At 34.8% G+C, this 18,894-nt stretch carries 18 protein-coding genes; 13 read left to right on the forward strand and 5 right to left on the reverse strand.

Annotation, left to right across the window (positions count from 1 at the left end; translation table 11 throughout):
- Positions 1–19 precede the first annotated feature (19 nt).
- Positions 20–1,177, forward strand: coding sequence for a polysaccharide pyruvyl transferase family protein (locus H3R33_RS05610; RefSeq protein WP_198194722.1), 1,158 nt, complete (start codon positions 20–22; stop codon positions 1,175–1,177).
- Positions 1,178–1,454: 277 nt separating this feature from the next.
- On the opposite strand, the gene H3R33_RS05615 is transcribed toward H3R33_RS05610, so the two are convergent.
- Positions 1,455–1,667, reverse strand: a complete 213-nt coding sequence (locus H3R33_RS05615) for a hypothetical protein (protein ID WP_198184748.1) — start codon at positions 1,665–1,667, stop codon at positions 1,455–1,457.
- Between the two features lie 334 nt (positions 1,668–2,001).
- Between H3R33_RS05615 and H3R33_RS05620 the strand changes: the two genes are divergently transcribed.
- The 6 genes from H3R33_RS05620 to H3R33_RS05645 all read left to right on the forward strand — a co-directional run bounded on the left by H3R33_RS05620 (position 2,002) and on the right by H3R33_RS05645 (position 8,899).
- A complete protein-coding gene (locus H3R33_RS05620; protein WP_198184747.1) occupies positions 2,002–3,735 on the forward strand; it encodes a Na/Pi cotransporter family protein in 1,734 nt (577 codons plus the stop codon).
- Between the two features lie 214 nt (positions 3,736–3,949).
- The gene (locus tag H3R33_RS05625) at positions 3,950–4,603 is read left to right on the forward strand and encodes a CvpA family protein (RefSeq protein ID WP_198198880.1); all 654 of its coding nucleotides are present in this window, start codon (positions 3,950–3,952) and stop codon (positions 4,601–4,603) included.
- A 57-nt stretch (positions 4,604–4,660) separates the two neighbouring features.
- Positions 4,661–6,139, forward strand: coding sequence for an amidophosphoribosyltransferase (gene purF, locus H3R33_RS05630; RefSeq protein ID WP_198184745.1), 1,479 nt, complete (start codon positions 4,661–4,663; stop codon positions 6,137–6,139).
- A gap of 10 nt (positions 6,140–6,149) precedes the next feature.
- Entirely contained in the window at positions 6,150–6,854 is a 705-nt protein-coding gene (locus H3R33_RS05635) for an SDR family oxidoreductase (protein ID WP_198184744.1), read from the forward strand.
- Positions 6,855–7,919: 1,065 nt separating this feature from the next.
- Complete coding sequence (nfsB, locus tag H3R33_RS05640; protein WP_198184743.1) at positions 7,920–8,576, forward strand: oxygen-insensitive NAD(P)H nitroreductase; 657 nt, start codon at positions 7,920–7,922, stop codon at positions 8,574–8,576.
- Positions 8,577–8,641: 65 nt separating this feature from the next.
- Positions 8,642–8,899: a hypothetical protein gene (locus H3R33_RS05645; RefSeq protein WP_198184742.1), complete on the forward strand. Its 258-nt coding sequence runs from the start codon at positions 8,642–8,644 to the stop codon at positions 8,897–8,899.
- A 905-nt stretch (positions 8,900–9,804) separates the two neighbouring features.
- On the opposite strand, the gene H3R33_RS05650 is transcribed toward H3R33_RS05645, so the two are convergent.
- Positions 9,805–11,337 carry a lytic transglycosylase domain-containing protein gene (locus H3R33_RS05650; protein WP_232342124.1) on the reverse strand — a complete coding sequence of 511 codons (1,533 nt, stop codon included), beginning with the start codon at positions 11,335–11,337 and terminating at the stop codon, positions 9,805–9,807.
- 312 nt (positions 11,338–11,649) lie between these two features.
- Between H3R33_RS05650 and H3R33_RS05655 the strand changes: the two genes are divergently transcribed.
- From H3R33_RS05655 to H3R33_RS05675, 5 genes are all read left to right on the forward strand, one after another.
- Positions 11,650–12,477 carry an ABC transporter permease gene (locus H3R33_RS05655; protein WP_198184741.1) on the forward strand — a complete coding sequence of 276 codons (828 nt, stop codon included), beginning with the start codon at positions 11,650–11,652 and terminating at the stop codon, positions 12,475–12,477.
- Between the two features lie 43 nt (positions 12,478–12,520).
- Positions 12,521–13,633 (forward strand): glycosyltransferase 61 family protein, encoded by a 1,113-nt coding sequence (locus H3R33_RS05660; RefSeq protein ID WP_198184740.1) that lies wholly within the window; start codon positions 12,521–12,523, stop codon positions 13,631–13,633.
- 10 nt (positions 13,634–13,643) lie between these two features.
- Positions 13,644–14,453, forward strand: a complete 810-nt coding sequence (locus H3R33_RS05665) for an ABC transporter ATP-binding protein (RefSeq protein ID WP_198184739.1) — start codon at positions 13,644–13,646, stop codon at positions 14,451–14,453.
- A gap of 90 nt (positions 14,454–14,543) precedes the next feature.
- Positions 14,544–15,626: an AI-2E family transporter gene (locus tag H3R33_RS05670; protein ID WP_122123251.1), complete on the forward strand. Its 1,083-nt coding sequence runs from the start codon at positions 14,544–14,546 to the stop codon at positions 15,624–15,626.
- 197 nt (positions 15,627–15,823) lie between these two features.
- On the forward strand, positions 15,824–16,819 hold the full coding sequence (locus H3R33_RS05675; RefSeq protein WP_122123250.1) for an aldo/keto reductase: 996 nt from the start codon (positions 15,824–15,826) through the stop codon (positions 16,817–16,819).
- Between the two features lie 59 nt (positions 16,820–16,878).
- Here H3R33_RS05675 and H3R33_RS05680 read toward each other — a convergent pair whose 3' ends face one another.
- A complete protein-coding gene (locus H3R33_RS05680) occupies positions 16,879–17,202 on the reverse strand; it encodes a multidrug efflux SMR transporter (protein WP_110438663.1) in 324 nt (107 codons plus the stop codon).
- A 56-nt stretch (positions 17,203–17,258) separates the two neighbouring features.
- Between H3R33_RS05680 and H3R33_RS05685 the strand changes: the two genes are divergently transcribed.
- Positions 17,259–17,408, forward strand: a complete 150-nt coding sequence (locus H3R33_RS05685; RefSeq protein ID WP_155565110.1) for a hypothetical protein — start codon at positions 17,259–17,261, stop codon at positions 17,406–17,408.
- Between the two features lie 2 nt (positions 17,409–17,410).
- Here the strand turns inward: H3R33_RS05685 and H3R33_RS05690 are convergent, their stop codons facing one another.
- Together H3R33_RS05690 and hemH are read right to left on the reverse strand one after the other, a co-directional pair.
- A complete protein-coding gene (locus H3R33_RS05690; protein ID WP_155571717.1) occupies positions 17,411–17,812 on the reverse strand; it encodes a POTRA domain-containing protein in 402 nt (133 codons plus the stop codon).
- A 64-nt stretch (positions 17,813–17,876) separates the two neighbouring features.
- A complete protein-coding gene (hemH, locus tag H3R33_RS05695) occupies positions 17,877–18,878 on the reverse strand; it encodes a ferrochelatase (protein WP_155567825.1) in 1,002 nt (333 codons plus the stop codon).
- Between the last annotated feature and the right edge of the window lie 16 nt (positions 18,879–18,894).

Raw genomic sequence — 18,894 nt, forward strand, 5'->3', positions numbered from 1 at the left:
GTTAAAAACTTTTTTAACTATGTCACTTAAAAATTTTATAATCTGCAGAACTGAAGAAGAATCTTCTTTATGCTATCTAAACCATCACCTCTATATGGTTCAGAAAAAAAACAATCACCACCCTGTTTATTTGTCCACAACTGATATGAAAACAGGATTCATCCATGATAAAAAAAACCTGTTTGATCATGTTATTATAAAACATCAATTTCCCGGAAATTACTCTTTTATTTCTCGACGATTAAACTGTTATTATTATAATATTCCCATTACAACACATCATCATCAAACATTATTTCAAACTGTACAGCTAAAAAATAAACAATGGAAGAAATTCAAGCTTCAAAAAACATATAAAATAAAATTTGATATAAACCAATTCAACACTCTGGTTAACAAAAAAATGAACAATTCTGTTAATCTATATTGGTGGCGCAACAAACAGTTCACAAATATAGGTGATGAACTAAATTTATATATTATTGGATATTTAAGTAAAAAAATAATATGTAGAACCAATTTAAAAAACACAGACTTAATCGGAATAGGCAGCATTTTAAACTGGGCAACACCAAGAAACAGAATTTATCCTGTATGGGGGAGCGGAACTCTTTCACCTTCCTCATTACCTACTGAATTATTCAAGATTTCTTTATTACGTGGACCATTGACCCATGAATCCTTCACTTCACATAAATGTAGATTACCTTATGGGGATCCTGGATTAATATGTGACCGTATATATAACCCCAACAAAGAAAAAAAATATGACTGGGGTCTTATTGTTCATCACAGTCAATATAAAAAGAGCTGGGTAGAGCAAATATTACAAAATACACCCAATACTCTTTTTATTGATATCACCGATCCTGATATTAACGTTTTTATTGACCAGCTAAAATCCTGCAAATATATTGCATCCAGCAGTTTACATGGACTTGTTATTGCAGACAGCTATCATATCCCAAATATTTGGTTATGGGATAATAAATTGCATGATGGAGGAAAATGGAAATTCTTTGATTATTTCGCAGGCATACATCGTACAGAAATAAATTTTTATAACCCCGTTTTATTCAAAAATTTAAATCATATTCCATTAAGACAACTTGATTTAAGCTATTTTGATAAACTCGAAAACACCAAGAACCAAATTATTGATAGTTTTCCATTATAAATCATTCCATAAATAGAATTTAAAATTAGCAAAACGGTATTTATTAAAAAAAATAATCAATTATTCAATTCACAATAATAAATAATTAATTTAAATCTTATATTTATATTCAATAACATTGTGATAAGGTTAGAATAATTTATAATTTGCATAACAATAACATAGTGATGGCTTTATCACCTTTTACTATTTAAAAATTAATCCCTTATCACAATTTTTTTATTACAAAACGCTCTTAATAACATTAAAACAAAAATTATTTTTTAGATTTTTTTTGTTATTCAAAATTGTCCAATTTATCTTTTAAAATGGAATCAATCATAGAATGCGTTATCTCTTTTATTTCAGGGTTATTTTTTTTCGCATCATTAATAATTTTTATCAACATATCACGATTAGCTTTATTTTGTGCTTTGTTATATTTCTTTAAAATATAATTCAATTCATAATCTTCTGAAAGATTAATAAACTTTTTATCAGATTTTGACATAATTAATTTCTTTCTTACAATATAAATTGATTTTAGTTTAATATATTAATGAAAAAAAACAATTTCAATTTTTAAAATATCAAAAAATTGAAAATCTTATCTAAAATATCCCAATTAACGAAAACCGATACCAGTAATATTTTCAAAATTTAAATCCGACAGTTTCGAGAATTAAATTGGAAAGTTTAATTTCAAGCGCGTAAAATTATGCTATATTCACCTTTTGACAAGGAATTTTTCAATTATTTATATAATTTTAATTTATAACTTTTTTTATTTAAAAAACTTTTTTCTTCTAACTTCAATAACTTAAAACTTTAAAAGAGGATATTCCTTGAATTTTGTTACTGTAATTGATCTTGCTGGTAGTGTCGCCCTGCTTTTATGGGGTGTTCATATGGTTCAAACCGGTGTGCAACGAGCGTTTGGCGCACGGTTAAATCATTTCCTGTCAACCATGTTACGAAACAGATTCCAATCTTTTATCGCAGGTGCAGGTATCACCGCAATCTTGCAATCCTCAACTGCAACGGGACTTATGATCACTGGATTTGCCGCCAATGGGGTAATCGGACTACCTTCTGCATTGGCGGTTATGCTGGGGGCAAATGTTGGAACCACCCTAATTGTCCAGCTATTATCATTTGACGTGTCCCGTATCGCACCCCTTTTTGTTTTGATAGGCGTCATCATGTTTCGCCGGGGTCTTAATCATATCCGTGATTTTGGACGCGTCTTCATCGGATTGGGCCTGATTCTGATCTCCCTACATCAATTTCTGGTAATCCTTCATCCCTATACCAACCAACCAGCGCTTCGTACAGTATTGGGCAACATTACAGATATGCCTTTTATTACAATTTTATTATCAATGATCCTGACCTGGATTATGCATTCTTCCGTGGCGGTTGTATTGCTAATAGCGTCCTTCGCCTCTCACAATGTCATACCTGCTGAAACAGCCTTTATCATGGTTTTGGGCGCCAATATCGGTACCGCTCTCAATCCCGTGATAGAGGGAACAGGAAAAAACGTGATTGCCAAACGTTTACCTATGGGAAATTTAATAAACCGTGTTATCGGTGCGGCCATTGTCTTTATCTTTATTCATCCACTCACCCATTGGTTCACATATTACTATCCTGATATCAACCGATCTATCGCCAATTTTCACACATTATTTAATATTGCAACGGCACTTCTATTCTTGCCTTTCCTAACCCCCTACGCCAATTTACTAAAAAAAATATTTCCACGCACAAAAGAGGAAACCGTTCAGGATCCCTCAAAACCGGTCTATCTTGATAAATCCGTCATTCAATCACCTATTCTTGCCCTTGGCAATGCAACCCGGGAATCATTGCGTTTATGTGATATTTTGGAAAAAATGCTGAATGGTGTTGACGATAGTTTTAAAAATCAAACACCTCAAATTGCCAGCGCCGCACGACGTTTTGATAATACGCTAGATAAATTAACAAACTCAATACAAAGTTACGTCACCGGTTTGGATCCCGAAGCTTTGAATCAAAATGAATTGAATCAGGTGGAAAAAATCCTAACCTTCTGTACACAAATTGCCAATGCGGGTGATGTCCTGGACAGGAATGTTCTTTCAACCGTACAGAAAATGGTTAAACAAAGAATCATTTTACCAAAACCCATGATGGATCCATTGCAAAAAATGATGCGACGCATCCATAAAAATCTTCATACAACAGCAACCTTGCTGATTAATGAAGACGAGAATATTGCCCGTAAACTTGCCGAAGAGAAGGATATATTCCGTGAAATTGAAAGCAAAGTTATCGCTATCTATTATGAAAATCTTCGACAAAGTACAGACGATAAAAAAAACCAGATTCAGTATGGTTCATTCATGATTGAATTGGCCCGTGATTTAAAACGTACAAACACTCATGTTGTAGCTTCAGCCGCCTACCCTGTTCTGGATCAGAATGGAATGCTATTACCCAGCCGTCTGCAACCTGAAGAGGATACAGAAAATTACGACAATGATCCAATCAAGATTTTACAACGTGAAGATAATATATTAACCCGTGATTGAAAAACTCTGAAAAATAATTTCTATTTATGATATAGTTCAACCACCTTCATAATTGAGATCCATGATTATCAAACAATTTACAGTTATTTGTTTTTTGTAATTAAAAATTATAAAAATATTTTTTATTTACCCATTGCGGTAAATGAATTGTTTATTTACTAATACCGCTTTATAATCTTATTAAAGGGAATAAGTTAATCAAGTGCTTAATTCTATGAACTGGATTGATCTTGTTTGTCTTGGTGTAATTATCCTTGGTGCCTTATCCGGTCTTACGCGAGGGTTTACTCGTGAATGTATAGGTCTATTTGGATGGATTATTGCAGCCAGCTTGGCCAATCGCTGGTATCCCGATCTTGCCCCCAAGCTATCGCCTTACGTAAACTCTGAAAATTTGGCAAATATTGCCTCCTTTATTGTTATATTTGCCTTGACCTGTATTGTCATTAATGCGCTGGCAAATGCCGTTGTCGGTCAAAATTCTGCGCGAATCTCCCTTTTGGGTCGTCTGGACAGGTTGCTTGGTGCAATATGTGGTGGGGTTAAGGGATATGCAGGGTTGGCCATTCTCTATCTGATTGGCGGAATAATTTTTCCTGCCGCACAATGGCCTGAACCTCTTCAAGAAAGTCAAATGGTTCCCTATATATATCAGGGAGCTGTCCTGATTAATAATCTTCTCCCAAGCTCAATGCAACGGGATGTTGTTGTCCCCCAAACAAAGACACCAAGAGTATCAATACCTGACAGAACTGGATTACATAATGGAATATCTCATCAATCCTCTTCGACAGATCAATCGCATAATGATGAGCCGTCTGCTGTTCAACCAGAGGGGGGATATTCATCAATTGCTCCCTCACAATAATCCTGGCCATTTTTAACTCATAAAACCCTTATCTATTCATTTATTTTCGGAATTGCGATGAATAAATCTAGCGAATCAATATCCTATTCAACAATACATACATCCCCAGATCATGAAGATGATAAATTTCATGAGGAATGTGGCGTGGTAGGCGTCTGGACAACACAGGATGCCGCATCATTGACTGCATTGGGATTACATGCCTTACAACATAGAGGTCAGGAAGCGACAGGTATTGTTACTTACAATGGAAATTTTCATATTCATCGTGGTTTGGGGCTGGTCGGTGAAGTATTTGCCGATCCCCAGGTTATCGCCAAATTACCAGGCGGAATTGCGATTGGTCACAATCGCTATGCTACAACAGGTGCCACGCAGCTTCGTAATGTACAACCTTTATATGGTGATTTTGAATTTGGTGGATTTGCTGTTGCCCATAATGGAAATCTTACCAATGCACAACTCCTTAGACAATCCCTGGTACGCAGAGGATGTCTATTCCAATCCAGTACAGACAGCGAAGTCTTTATCCATTTGATTGCCATTTCCCTTTACAGCAATGTTATTGACCGCTTTATTGATGCCTTAAAACAGGTTCAGGGTGCATATTCTCTGGTGGCCCTTTCCAAGGATATGTTAATTGCCGCTCGTGATCCGTTAGGTGTTCGTCCCCTGATACTCGGCAAACTCAACCAGAATAAGGAAAAAGAATGCTGGGTTGTTGCCAGTGAAACCTGTGCACTTTCCAGCATGGGCGCGGAATTTGTCCGTGATATCGAGCCTGGTGAAGTCATCATCATTAATGATGAGGGTATCCGTTCCATTAAACCTTTTCATAATATTTCTCATCGCTTTTGCATTTTCGAATATGTTTATTTTGCCCGTCCCGATTCTATTATTGAAAATAAATCCGTATATATAGCACGTCAAAAAATTGGAGCCGAACTCGCGCTTGAAAATCCCGTTGAGGCAGATATTGTTGTTCCTGTTCCCGATTCCGGTGTGCCTGCTGCGCTCGGCTATGCAAAAGCCAGCAATATTCCATTTGAGTTAGGCATAATCCGTAGTCATTATATAGGAAGGACTTTTATTGAACCGACTGATCAAATCCGTAATCTTGGAGTAAAACTCAAACACTCCACAAACGGTTCAATTTTAAAAGACAAACGCGTCATTTTAATTGATGATTCCATCGTCCGTGGAACAACATCCAAAAAAATCGTTGAAATGGTCAGAGCTGCAGGAGCAGCCGAGGTTCATCTGCGTATTGCCTCTCCCCCCACACGGTTTTCCTGTTATTACGGAATTGATACTCCATCAAAAGAAAAACTATTGGCACACACACATGATATTGATGAAATGTGCAAATTGATTGGGGCAGATTCACTGGGATTCATTTCATGCAATGGATTATACAAAGCTCTGGAAGAAATGGAAAGAAATAACGAAAAGCCGCAATATTGTGATGCATGTTTTACAGGAGACTATCCTATTCAACTTACAGATCATGACATGAACCTAACACAAAATAAATAATGAAACTGTCATGTCATCCTTAGTTACTCTCCCTTTTAAAAACAAGGTGGCTTTCATTACTGGTGCAAGTCGTGGCATAGGTCAGGCTTGTGCCATAGCATTGGCCGAGGCTGGTGCACACTGCGTTCTCAGCGCAAGAACGCAGGGAGGATTAATACAGACAGATAATATAATCCGCCAAAAAGGTGGTAAGGCCACCTTATTTCCATTTGATTTGCAACCCAAAAATCCATTCGATACAACAATTGATAATATTGGCCCTTCCATTGCCCAGCAATTCCATCGACTTGATATTTTCATTCATGCAGCCTTTCATTACACGCCACTTACACCTGTTGACCAAATAACGGATCAAGACTGGTCAAAAAATATTTCCATCAATTTTACAAGCTGTATGAAACTTGTTCGAACTTTGTCCCCCTTGTTATGCGCCACACCAAATTCTCAAGCTCTTTTTCTTCAGGGGATAACGAAACCCGGTGCATTTTGGGGATCAGTCACCTCTGTTCAGGCAGCTATTCAAAATCTTATAAATTGTTGGAAAGAAGAAATAAAGGATATCTCTACAGTTCATGTTCAAACCATTACCCCTCCGCCAACCAAAACCTTATTGAGACAATCCTTTTTTCCTGCGGAAGATAAAGATAAACTTAATTCGCCAGAAAAAACGGCAAAAATAATTCTTGCTTTTTTACTAAAAAAACAAAATCCATAACGTTAATAAGTCAAAATTAATTGATATAACCACTTTATTAAATTGATTTTTTTTATAATTTTCAATATAATGGTAAATCTACTTGAAATAATGGAATATTACGAATGTAAAAACCGTATTCTGTGAAAGGAGGAAGGAGCATGTTAAAATTTAACCGTATCATTTATGGTATCTTGTTTAGCAGTATTATCGCTTGGACAATTTATATTCTCACTATTGATTTTTATGCCCTTACACTTTTAACCTATGGACCTCAATCTGTTACTACAGGCCCCATTTCTATAAAATTATCGCATTTTTCCTCTCTAACCTCGATAAATTTATTTACCTTGCTGATTATTACGCTATCAATTCTGTTTAGTAGAATAAAATGTCAAAACCTTTTTGACTGATATCTTATTAAAATTTAATAAAATATTTTGAGATAATACCACTATACAAAATAACCGTAAAATCCTACCTTTTTTTGTTACAAAATTTTCCCCCGGATATCTATAATATTTTCATCCTTATAATAAAATTATGCATTGATGCTTCAATAGCATTCATCCAAATAAAATCTATAATTTAGCAAAACCTTAAACCCGCATATTTGCTATTTAAGTAATAGCATCAATGGCTATAAATCTTATCTAAATACACTGCCTAATCTTCAAATTATTCATCTATTTACTATGAAAAATTAAAATGTTGTTGACTCTCATAAATGGACACAAAAAATTTGAAAAAATACATTTTTAAAAAATAACATGTTTAAATTGGTAAGTTAATTTTTATAGTACAAATTTCTATATTAATAAAACATTTCATGAAACACTCAATACAAGCCTAAAGTTGTAAATTAATTAATAATTAAAGAATTGAATTGCATGTATATCTTATCTATCATTATACGGGCTGTAACTACATAATTCTTTATCACTTTTAAATAATCGTAATATAAACCGACCATTTTAAGGTTGATCTCTTTTTCCATTCATTTTACGATTATAGGCATATATTAATTTATTATACATTTTTTACATGTATATAATTTTATTATGAATTATTAACGTAAGGATAATCATGGATATCGAAAAATTTGCACACCGTCGCTTTACCGCTAAAAGATATGATCCAACAAAAAAAATTCCTGATCATATTATAAATCAGTTAGTTGACCTTTTACGCTACACACCTACTTCAATTAATTCACAACCTTATCACTTCATTGTCGCTTCCACGGAAAATGGTATTAAGCGCGTTGCCTCATCAATGGTAAGGGAAGAATTCCTTTATAATAAACACAAGGTTGACCGTGCTTCACATACAATTGTTATTTGTTCAAAAACAGATATGGATGAAGCCTATATTCGCAAAATTATTGAACAAGAAATTAAGGATGGCCGTCATAACCCAAATTTAAACAAGGAAGAATTTATCAATCTTTATATCGGATATATGAATCTGCATAAAAAAATTCTAAAGGATCTTCCCAATTGGACAGCAAAACAAGGTTATATTGCTCTTGGAAACTTATTACTAGGTGCCTCGTTAGCAAATATAGATGCCAGTCCCATTGAAGGATTTGATGCAGATATTTTAGACAAAGAATTCCACCTAAAAGAAAAAGGATTTACAAGTATTCTTGTAATTACTTTGGGTTATCATGATAAAACTGATTATAACGCCAAACAACCTAAATCACGTTTCCCCAAAGAGGAACTCTTTACATTCTGTTAATCAGGATAACTGATTTTTAACGATTACAATATTGTGTAACAATAATAGGTTATTGATTCACCTTTTTGAACCATAAAATCGGTTTCCTATCTCTGGAAAACCGTATTATCATACCGTCATTATGCCAATATAGTGCCAATGTTGAAAAAAACAGATTGGCATCTTGTTCATATTGGCAGTATATTAAATCTGGAACTGATTTTTTAATTATCAAGGCAACAGCTGTTTCACTTAAAAGACAAACTTCTCCTCACTGTGTCGAATTATTGCCTGAAGAAGCAAAACAAGCTAAAAATGAACTTGATTTCTATATACGTCGTTAATCATCAATGTCAGTCGCCATTCAACTGGTCTATGCTGATTGAAAAGTTTCAACTCATATTCCATGGAAAACCCATAATCAAAGATATGCATCCTATTCTTCCATCTTGACCTATATGGCTGGCAAACCACTGTTCCTTCAGCCATTTTTTCTGGTTTCTCCTGTGCCAACGGGAACGACCATCAAGGGGTAATCAAAAAAACAAATCTGGATTTTATTAATTAATTAGCAACGAAAAAATAATCGGTTTGAATGACATCGACATTCATATGGTTAATGAATATTACTTCATGCTTTTCTTTTTCTACCATCTAATCTCAGATCAGATTAATATAAAAAAACTCACTTAACCACATACATTTACCTTTAAAGGTTTATTAAGCCGTAAGAAAGAAATTTCTACCAACATTCTTGTTTGGGCAAAAATTTCCGCTATTGATTAAGTCAAAATCGGATAAAATCTGGAAGAATCCATCTTGTTCTGCAAGAAATCGGAAAAACTAGGTTTTGCTGTTATTCACGTTTCATCTGCAATCTTGACCTTGGTCTGCTGATTCCTGCCAACTAGGTTTTAAGCTTTTTTTGCAGAGAAAATAAAGCAACAAACAGACATTACAACTATTACTGTTGTTGTAATATCCTTTCCATTGAAAGCCAAAACTATTTTGGCAAGTCATACAAGCTGATACCATTGCAATTGGAAAAACAATTATGCATAATCCATACTGATCATGAATTACAGTAGAACAGTTGAACCGTAAGATTATAACAGACCTTCAATTTTTTCGGGCAATAACTGAACCCAAATTGCAGATATTCACAATTTAATTTTTAATAAAAGCGAACTAAACATATAATTATTTGGCACGCTTTTAATATTATCTAATGAATTAAATTTTAGAATCATTAACTATTGGATGGTTTTATCATGATGCAAGCAGTTAATTTTTTACAGGCCATCTGAGCGGCATTTAAACTTAATCCTGTCACCCGAGCGCGATATATCTTACTTTTACCTTTTTGAACGACTTGTACCTGTTGCTTACCTGAAAAAAGAGAAGCTCGATTTTTTGCAATACCAACTGCATTTTTCGCCTGACTTGATGAAGCAAAAGCTCCGACCTGAATTCCCCAGTTCCCTGATAATGACGACTCATTTTCTTTTTTAGTTAAATCCATACCTCTTTTACGATTATAATTTACAGAAGCCACTGCAGCTGGAAATTGGTAGGAAATGGGTCTATAATATTGTTTCCGTTCTGATCTTGATGGCAAAGCTGCCGGAGCTGATGCAACCTGAACAGGCATTGGACGCGATTGCATTGCTGGTGCCTGGGTTGATTGATATCCCCTAGCCAACCATGCTGATTTAACATCTTGACGCGTAACGACTGATGGTGCAGTTGAAGAAGCAACTGGATGAGTGTCAAAATTCTTCCATTTAACTGGATAGGTTGATACAGCAGGCTGTGAAGACAATGGTGATGCCATAGCAACTTGTGTCGCTGCTGAGCCCGCTACTTGTAAACTTTGCCTGTTCAAACTATCAGTTGTTGCAGAGCTTGTCCCATTAAGACTGGCCTGATTAAGCGTTTCTGTCGTCTGGCGATTTTGCCATGCATTCTGCACTGCCTGAGCTTGAGGCGATAATGCCATTCTTTGAAATCCGGCTTGCGTTGCCGCAGCATATTGAACTGCACTGACACCCATACCATTTTCATGACCCTCTACCATCAAATCAGCTTGCGATTGTCGGTTTGGTTTTATACCCTGAATTTGAGGGCCAATTGAGGCAACATACCGTCGGGTTTCCAAAGGTAATGTACGATTATGTGTTAAGAAATCATCCAATCTGCCAGGCCCCCCATTATATGCAGCCAAAAAACCTGGAGAGCCATAAATATCATACATTTGACGAATATATGCCGTTCCAGCCATGATATTATCATGAGGATCATAAGCATCATCCCCTAGATTATAAGCAATTTTCATTTCATCATATGTTGGGGGCATTAACTGCATCAACCCCATCGCACCGGGACCCGAAGTTACCAGTTGCCCATTATGGTATAAACTTCCACCAGACTCCTGCTGCATAACTGCCCGAATCCATATTTCAGGCACATCAAACCGAGCAGATGCCTCCCGAATATATGGCCCCCATGGATCTTCTGGAGGCCCTGGTGGAGTATAGTAAGAACGGGCATTCGCTTTATAATGCGCAACTTCCTGAGCAATAGGTATTTGTTGCTGACGGGGTGCATTGTTTGCACATGCAGCCAACATTCCAATAATACATCCGAGCACACCAAAACGAACCATGGATAAATAAAGAGATTTATCATGAAGTTGTTTTTCGTTTTGTCTGGAAATAATAAACTTCATTGAACCAGATTTGAGTTTTTCGCCAGATCCTGTAAAATCTTCTGATCGCTTCATTATACCTTTACCCTTATCTACATTCCATAAAGAATTTATTTCCAAATAAATCCATTTTTTTCAGTGTTATCTTACGAAGCTGTTCGGATTGCAAAGACTTGTACGAATCAGATAAACACTTTAAGAATTCTATCTAAGGTGTACATTATAAAGCATTTCTTTACAATAGAGTAAGAAAACTTATTATTAAAAGTATAAGAATAAAAAAAATCCCCGTCATTTTTTGAAGAATGATTTGTGTATATTTTATTCTTTGTGATAAACCATGACTAAATATTTTGTTTCAACAAGAATTGATGTCTAATCTTTAAAATGTCCACGCAAATACGAACCAGTAATCAGAATTTTTATTATCGACATCTACAATGTTGGATCGATATTAAAGAAAGTTTAAAATTGTGGAAACTAGCTTATTCAATGGCATGGCTAGATATCAAATTACGTTATAAAGGTTCCCTTTTAGGACCTATATGGATGACATTCTCATCAGCGACGATGATGTTGGCAATTGGTCTCATTTACGGTTCTCTGTTTAAAATCCATACGGAAACCTATCTCCCTTATCTTTCAATCTCTTTTATTTTTTGGCAAAACGGTATTGCCAATATGATTGTTGATGCATGTCAATGTTTTCTACAAACCGACACTTTCATTCATTCACTTAAACTTCCCTTTTTCCTGCAAGCGATCCGTACTGTTGTCAGGAATTTCCTGATTACCCTTTTAAACTGCATTACTCCCTTTCTTGTAATTCTTTATTACAATAAATGGCCTGGTATGATTATATTATTATCCATACCAGGATTTATTATTTGGATTATCAATAGTCTTGCCATCAGTATTTTTCTAGGTTGTATTTGTGCGCGTTTTCGAGACATTCCTCAAATAATCAACAGTCTTATACAAATTGTTTATTACATCACCCCGATCATGTGGATGCCATATCAAATTCACAAACATCAATATTTACTTTTAATTAATCCAATATTTAGCACAATGCAGATCATCAAGGGACCTATTCTAGGTGAAATCCCTACCATTTCTGTTTATCTAAGTGCTTTAGTTTATAGTTTTGTATTATGGGGACTTGCTTGGATAATGTTTATACGGTCGAAAACAAGGCTGGCTTTTTGGATATAAAATTTAAACTATTTATTTATAAGATATACAAAGCGATTGAACCATGAATATTAAGGAAAATTGTTCTATTTTTACTTTTCGCCCGCCTGGCGTATTGAAAAGCTCAGTTAATCATTCAAAACGTTTGCGTCATCCCTTGATCCCGGCTTACGAAGGGCAAAATTTAAATGATTTAGGATTTGAGATTGATCCGCACAATAACAATTTAAATGATATTCTAACTTATATCCCTGAAGGAAATCTCTTTTTATCAATTCTTGAAAATGCTTATTTTATTGTTCAAGAGGGATTCGATGGTGTAGTTATAACAAATGATCTACAATTAATTGATGAAACTCTTCATTTTTGTAAAAATCAGTCTTTAGATCAAATAGAGATTGATTTAATTAACGCACAATTATTAGAAGAAATTTTTCTCGCTTTTGATCCCAAATGGATGCAATATGACCACTGGATGGGATATTGTCTGTCAAAATCTTATCTGGCAAATTTATATACACCTACAACAATGAAAATTGCCATTCCTGAATATAGAAACAATAATATATTCATTGATAATTCAATATCTCGTGAATTATATGATAACACATTAGAAAAAGCTAAGCTAAACTCTCGTACAATATTTTTGAAGGACGGTATATATAAAGCGGAAAAACTAGCATTATTCCATCCAAACAGTCATTATCCTTACGATTATTTCAATTTTCATGACACTAGAAAAATCTTCAATTTCATTAACAAAAATTCCCGATATAAAAATGACCTTCCCACAAATTTCTTGATTGCAACAAATCAGAAAAATCAATCCTGTTTTTCTGATCATTTTCAATCAATCTTGACCCAGGCTTGTAATGAATTGAATTTACCCATTATCCATTTAGAGAATATGGACTGGGAATCACAAATCGCACTTTTTTCACAGGCTGAATTTATCATAGCCCCACATTGTCCTGAACTGATTAATCTATATTTCTGTCAAAAAGACACAACCTTATTGGAATTGACCTCTTTTAACAAAAATAAATCCAGCATATCATGCTGGCCTTTTTTAATAGCCTCCTCAAACAATATCAACTACTGCTTTATTGACATGCTAAAAGATAATATCAATATAGAATTTTTTAAAAATACTGTTCGTAATGTAAGAGCGTTATAAAATCCAATCAATGAATCAATCAAGTTTTATAAAATTAGAGGAACTTTCATTACAATTCCCTCTTTATCATAGCAATCATCGTTCCTTAAAAAAAACATTATTTGCTAAGGCAGGAAAGTTCATCTCTAAACAACAACCCTTAAACCAGAAAACAGGTGCTGATATTCTGGTTGACAATACTAACCGTATAACAGTTCAAGCATTGCGAAATATCAATCTATCAATAAAAGCGGGAGAGCGTATTGGATTGATCGGCCACAACGGGGCAGGAAAATCAACCCTGCTTCGTGCAATCACTGGAATATACGAACCCAATTCTGGAAAAATCATTACTAACGGTAAAATAGAATCTTTATTGGATACGAATGCTGGCATGAACCGTATCCTCTCTGGTAGAGAAAATATTTATTTAAGGGGTAAACGTCTTAAATACAATAATGAGCAGATCAAAGCCCTGGAAAAAGATGTTGAGGAATTCGCACAATTACATGAATTTCTCGATTTGCCAATCAAGACATATTCTGCAGGTATGATGATGCGATTAAGCTTTGGTCTGGCAACATCTGTAACCCCAGATATTTTGCTCATGGATGAATGGTTCATGGCTGGAGATAACAATTTTCAGGGTAAAGCAAGACAACGATTGGAAAATATAATCAATAAGGCAGAAATTGTTGTTTTAACAACACATTCCATGCCAATCATCAGGCAATGGTGTACCCGTGTAATATGGCTAAAAGCTGGAGAAATATACGCTGACGGATCAGTGGAAGAGACAGTCAGCCATTATGAAAAAAGCATGCGTGAAAATTCTTTCTAAAAACTCAACATGATATTATTTAACTATTGAATTATCACAACAATCATCGCATGATGGATCATATTCATAATATTATAAATATATAATAAAATGTCTCCTAATTCTAATTCAGAACAACCAACCCAACAGGAACAGCTCTATTCCCTTCTTCAAATTGTCATCTTGCTGACCGTAGGGGTTATAGCAATCTGGCTTATTGGCGATTTGATGATGATTATTTTTGCGGCAACACTAACCGCCATAATTCTGAAGGGACTTGCAACGATCGTTCGCAAACATACACATCTTCCCCACTGGCTAGCTCTGACCATAGTTTTAATTTTAATTGTTGGCATTATTAGTGCAGTCATCCTAACCAGCGGACCGCAGATTAATGAACAAATTATCAAATTAAAACATGCTCTTGGAACTCAAGTCGGGACTTTCAGGGATCGTTTGCATAATAATCCCTTGGGAGACATGATTATGAATTATCTTCCCAATTCTATTGGCGGGGGTTCTAATAATAGTAATGCTCATTTTACCCTTGGCTCTAGAATTGCAGGTTCAATGACCGGTTTCATTACATCTGTATTTGGGGTTCTTGGCACCATATTTGTTGTATTCATAGCGGGTTTATATTTTGCTGCCTCACCAAATTTATACGGTAATGGCCTACTCCGTCTTTTCCCAGGTCGTCAACGTCCAAAAATCCGTAAGTTATTAATGGTTGGCGGACATGCCTTATGGTCCTGGACAGCTGGACAATCTCTGGACATGCTAGTCGTCGGGATTTGCTCTTTCATTGGTTTAAGCATTATTGGGGTACCCCTGGCCCTTGCATTGGGTTTTGTTGCCGGCATGGCGAATTTTATCCCTTATATCGGAGCAATCATAGGGGCTGTTCCTGCCGTTTTAATTGGTTTTTCTCAAGGGAATAAAGAAGGTATATTGGTCATAATCTTATATTGTATCATCCAGTTTTTAGAAGGAAATGTTTTATCACCTCTTATCCAAAAACATACTGTAAAAATGCCTCCTGCTATCACTATCTTATCTCAAACTGTTTTTGGTACAATTTTAGGCATGCCAGGACTGATCCTTGCTTCACCTCTGACAGCTGCAATACTAGCCATTATGGATGCCAGTACTCCGAAACTGAAATCAGATGAAGAACTGCCCCCCATTGAATGATTCAATAATAAAACTGTAGAAACACAAATAAAAATTTTATTTACTACTATTATTACTAAATATTCATTTATATGGATTAATGAAAAATTAAATATTAATATCTTTACTACTAATATTTAAATAATAATTACGCGCAAAATATAAATCATGATAAACTTATTATTGATATAAATATTTAAGTCTTATAAGGAGGGATCATGACTAATCAACATGACACAATCAAAATCCACAATATTGATAAAACAATCGTTCGAATTGCTCTAGGAACATGGGCAATCGGCGGATCATCATGGGGAGGACCCGATGATGACAATGCTATCAAAACCATTCATGCAGCACTAGACAATGGTATCAATATGATTGATACAGCGCCAGTTTATGGTTTTGGCCATGCAGAAGAAGTCGTAGGTAAAGCCTTAAAAGGGAAAAGAGATAATATTGTATTGGCCACTAAAGTCGGATTAAATTGGGATAATTCTGGTAAAATGTTTAGAGATTCCAGCCCAAAACGTATTCAAAAAGAAATTGAGGATTCTTTACGCAGACTGAATACAGACTATATTGACCTTTATCAAATTCATTGGCCAGATGATAAAACCCCGATTAAAGAAACGGCACAGGCTATGGAAAAATTGAGAAAAGAGGGCAAGATCAAAGCAATCGGTGTCAGCAATTTTTCAACCAAACAAATTGAAGAATTCAGCCAATATGCCGATTTGGCCGCTATTCAACCTCCATATAACATGTTCGAAAGAAGTATCGAGAATGATATTCTTCCTTGCGCAGAAAAACATAAGTTAGCCACCCTTTGTTACGGTTCAATTTGCCGTGGCTTGTTAAGTGGAAAAATGAACAAAGACACTAAATTCACGGGGGATGATTTGAGAAAATCTGATCCTAAATTTCAACCACCCCTTTTCGAACATTATTTGGCAGCGACTAGAGATTTGGAAGAATATGCACAAAAAAACTACAATAAAAGTTTGCTAGCCTTGGCTGTTCGCTGGGTCATTGATCGTTATAAAGGCAATATTGCACTTTGGGGAGCTAGAAAACCCCAACAGATAAATGGTGTTCAAGATGCCTTGGGCTGGCAATTGACAAAAGAGGACTATAAAAAACTTGATGAAATTCTTGCCAAACATATTAAGAAAAATATAGAACCTTCTTTTATGGCTCCACCAAGCCGATAAAATAAATTGGGGCGTTTATTCTATAATCATTAAATGGAATCAACGCTTCCAATTAATTCCTAATGAGAATTTTGTCCTAAATTAATAATCAAAACTCCTATAATTATAAATAATATTCCCATAATTGAAGTCATAGTTAATTTTTGTTGGTAAATCACCCATCCAATCATGCAAATTCCTACTGTTCCCACCCCAGACCAAATTGCATAGGCTATTCCAACAGGAATGATCCTTAATGCGATCGATAATGAATAAAATGATATGGCATATCCTATCAGGGAAACAATCGTAAATCCCAAATTTGTAAAACCATTTGATGCTTTTAAACTGCTTGTCGCAATAATTTCAATACAGATAGCCATTGTTAAATATAAATAAGGCATTAACAATCAAACCATTTCAACATATAATGAATTAGAATTTTTAAAGGAGGAAGATTATGGGTATTTTTGGCACTATGATTATTATTGACATTATCATTGGCCTGTTGATTTTATTTATATTGAAAATTATCGGCTCCACATTAAAAACCAAAAAAACAGTTGAAGAACGAATTTCCCAAGATACAAATGAATTCAATCAATTTTAATATTATTTTTCGTGAATATCAAATTGAATAGATGTATGATTATTAATAACCTTACCAATAATTGGGGTTATTGTTACTTTTATATTTGCTTTTTTATATTCTTTCGCAATTTTAAACATTGATTGCATTATTTTTGTTTCATTTACATTACTTCTTTGATGAAGTGGAATAACATGTAATAATTTTTCAGAACTTATTTTTTTATTTCCGGTTAATAAAATTGAATCTATAACAGGATTGTCGTTATCTGATTTGTCAGGGTGAGATACAATTGAAGAAATAGTTTTTATAGAGGTTTTCTGATGCTCAACCAAAGCCGAAACATTTGTTGATGGTAAAATAAAACTGAAACCTATAATAAACAAATAATAAAATTTATTGTGTATTCTATATATATTTTGCATAATCTTTCTCATTCCTTAAGCTAAAATCATTTATTTCAATATTTCATCTAAAATAATCAGATATTTAAATCCACCCCCGCAATTCTTCATTAATAAAGCCCTCAAGCATATCAATTCCTATTTCCCCATCGTTTAGACAGGGAATATAAATGAATTTTTTACCTCCTTCTTTTAAAAATAAAGCTTTATATTGATGACCGATTTCTTCAATTGTCTCAAGACAATCTGTTATAAAACCAGGCGCCATAACCGCTATATTTCTTACACCTTCCGTGACAAGTTTTTTAATAACATCAGTGATATTAGGTTCTAGCCACTTGCCGGGCCCAAAACGGGACTGATAAACCAACGGCATATATCGCTCATCTTTATTCATCATTTTTCGCAATGCCGTGGCGGTCTTTTGACATTCCTGTTCATACGGGTCTCCTCTATCGACATAGGTTTGCGGCAGACCATGAAAAGATAAAATTATACGTTCGGGTTGTTCGGATAATGAGTTTAAGGTCGTTTCAATTTGTTTATATAAAGCTTGAATATAAACCGGATGATCCGCAAACGAAAACATCGTGCGTATTGCAGGTTGTTTGCGATATTTCTGCAAAATTCTAAATAGCTTATCATTGACACTTGCCGTGGTTGTCGCACTGTATTGCGGGTATAAGGGCAAGAGAAATAAATGATAAAATTGTTTTTTTAAGAAATGACTGATTTTTTGCTCAATGGATGGTTTTCCATATGACATTGCCCAATCAATTAATACAGGTTTGTTCTTGAACCGTGATTGCAACTTTTGAATTTGACGTTCTGTAATCACACTTAATGGACTTTTATTTTCTTGGTTATCCCAAATCATTCGATAAGGTTTTACAATCCGGAATGGTCGAACTGTTAGAATGATCCCCTGTAAAATAGGTTGCCAAATCAAAGGATTCATTTCTATAACACGTCGATCTGAGAGAAACTCTGATAAATAACGTCGTATTGCGCCATAAGACGCTGCTTCCGGTGTTCCCAGATTTACCAATAAAATCCCAATTTTTTTCGGGCTTACGACAGTTTGCATATTTAAAACCACCTGT

The organism is Commensalibacter sp. B14384M2 (assembly GCF_016101865.1).
Taxonomy (GTDB): Bacteria; Pseudomonadota; Alphaproteobacteria; order Acetobacterales; family Acetobacteraceae; genus Commensalibacter; species Commensalibacter melissae.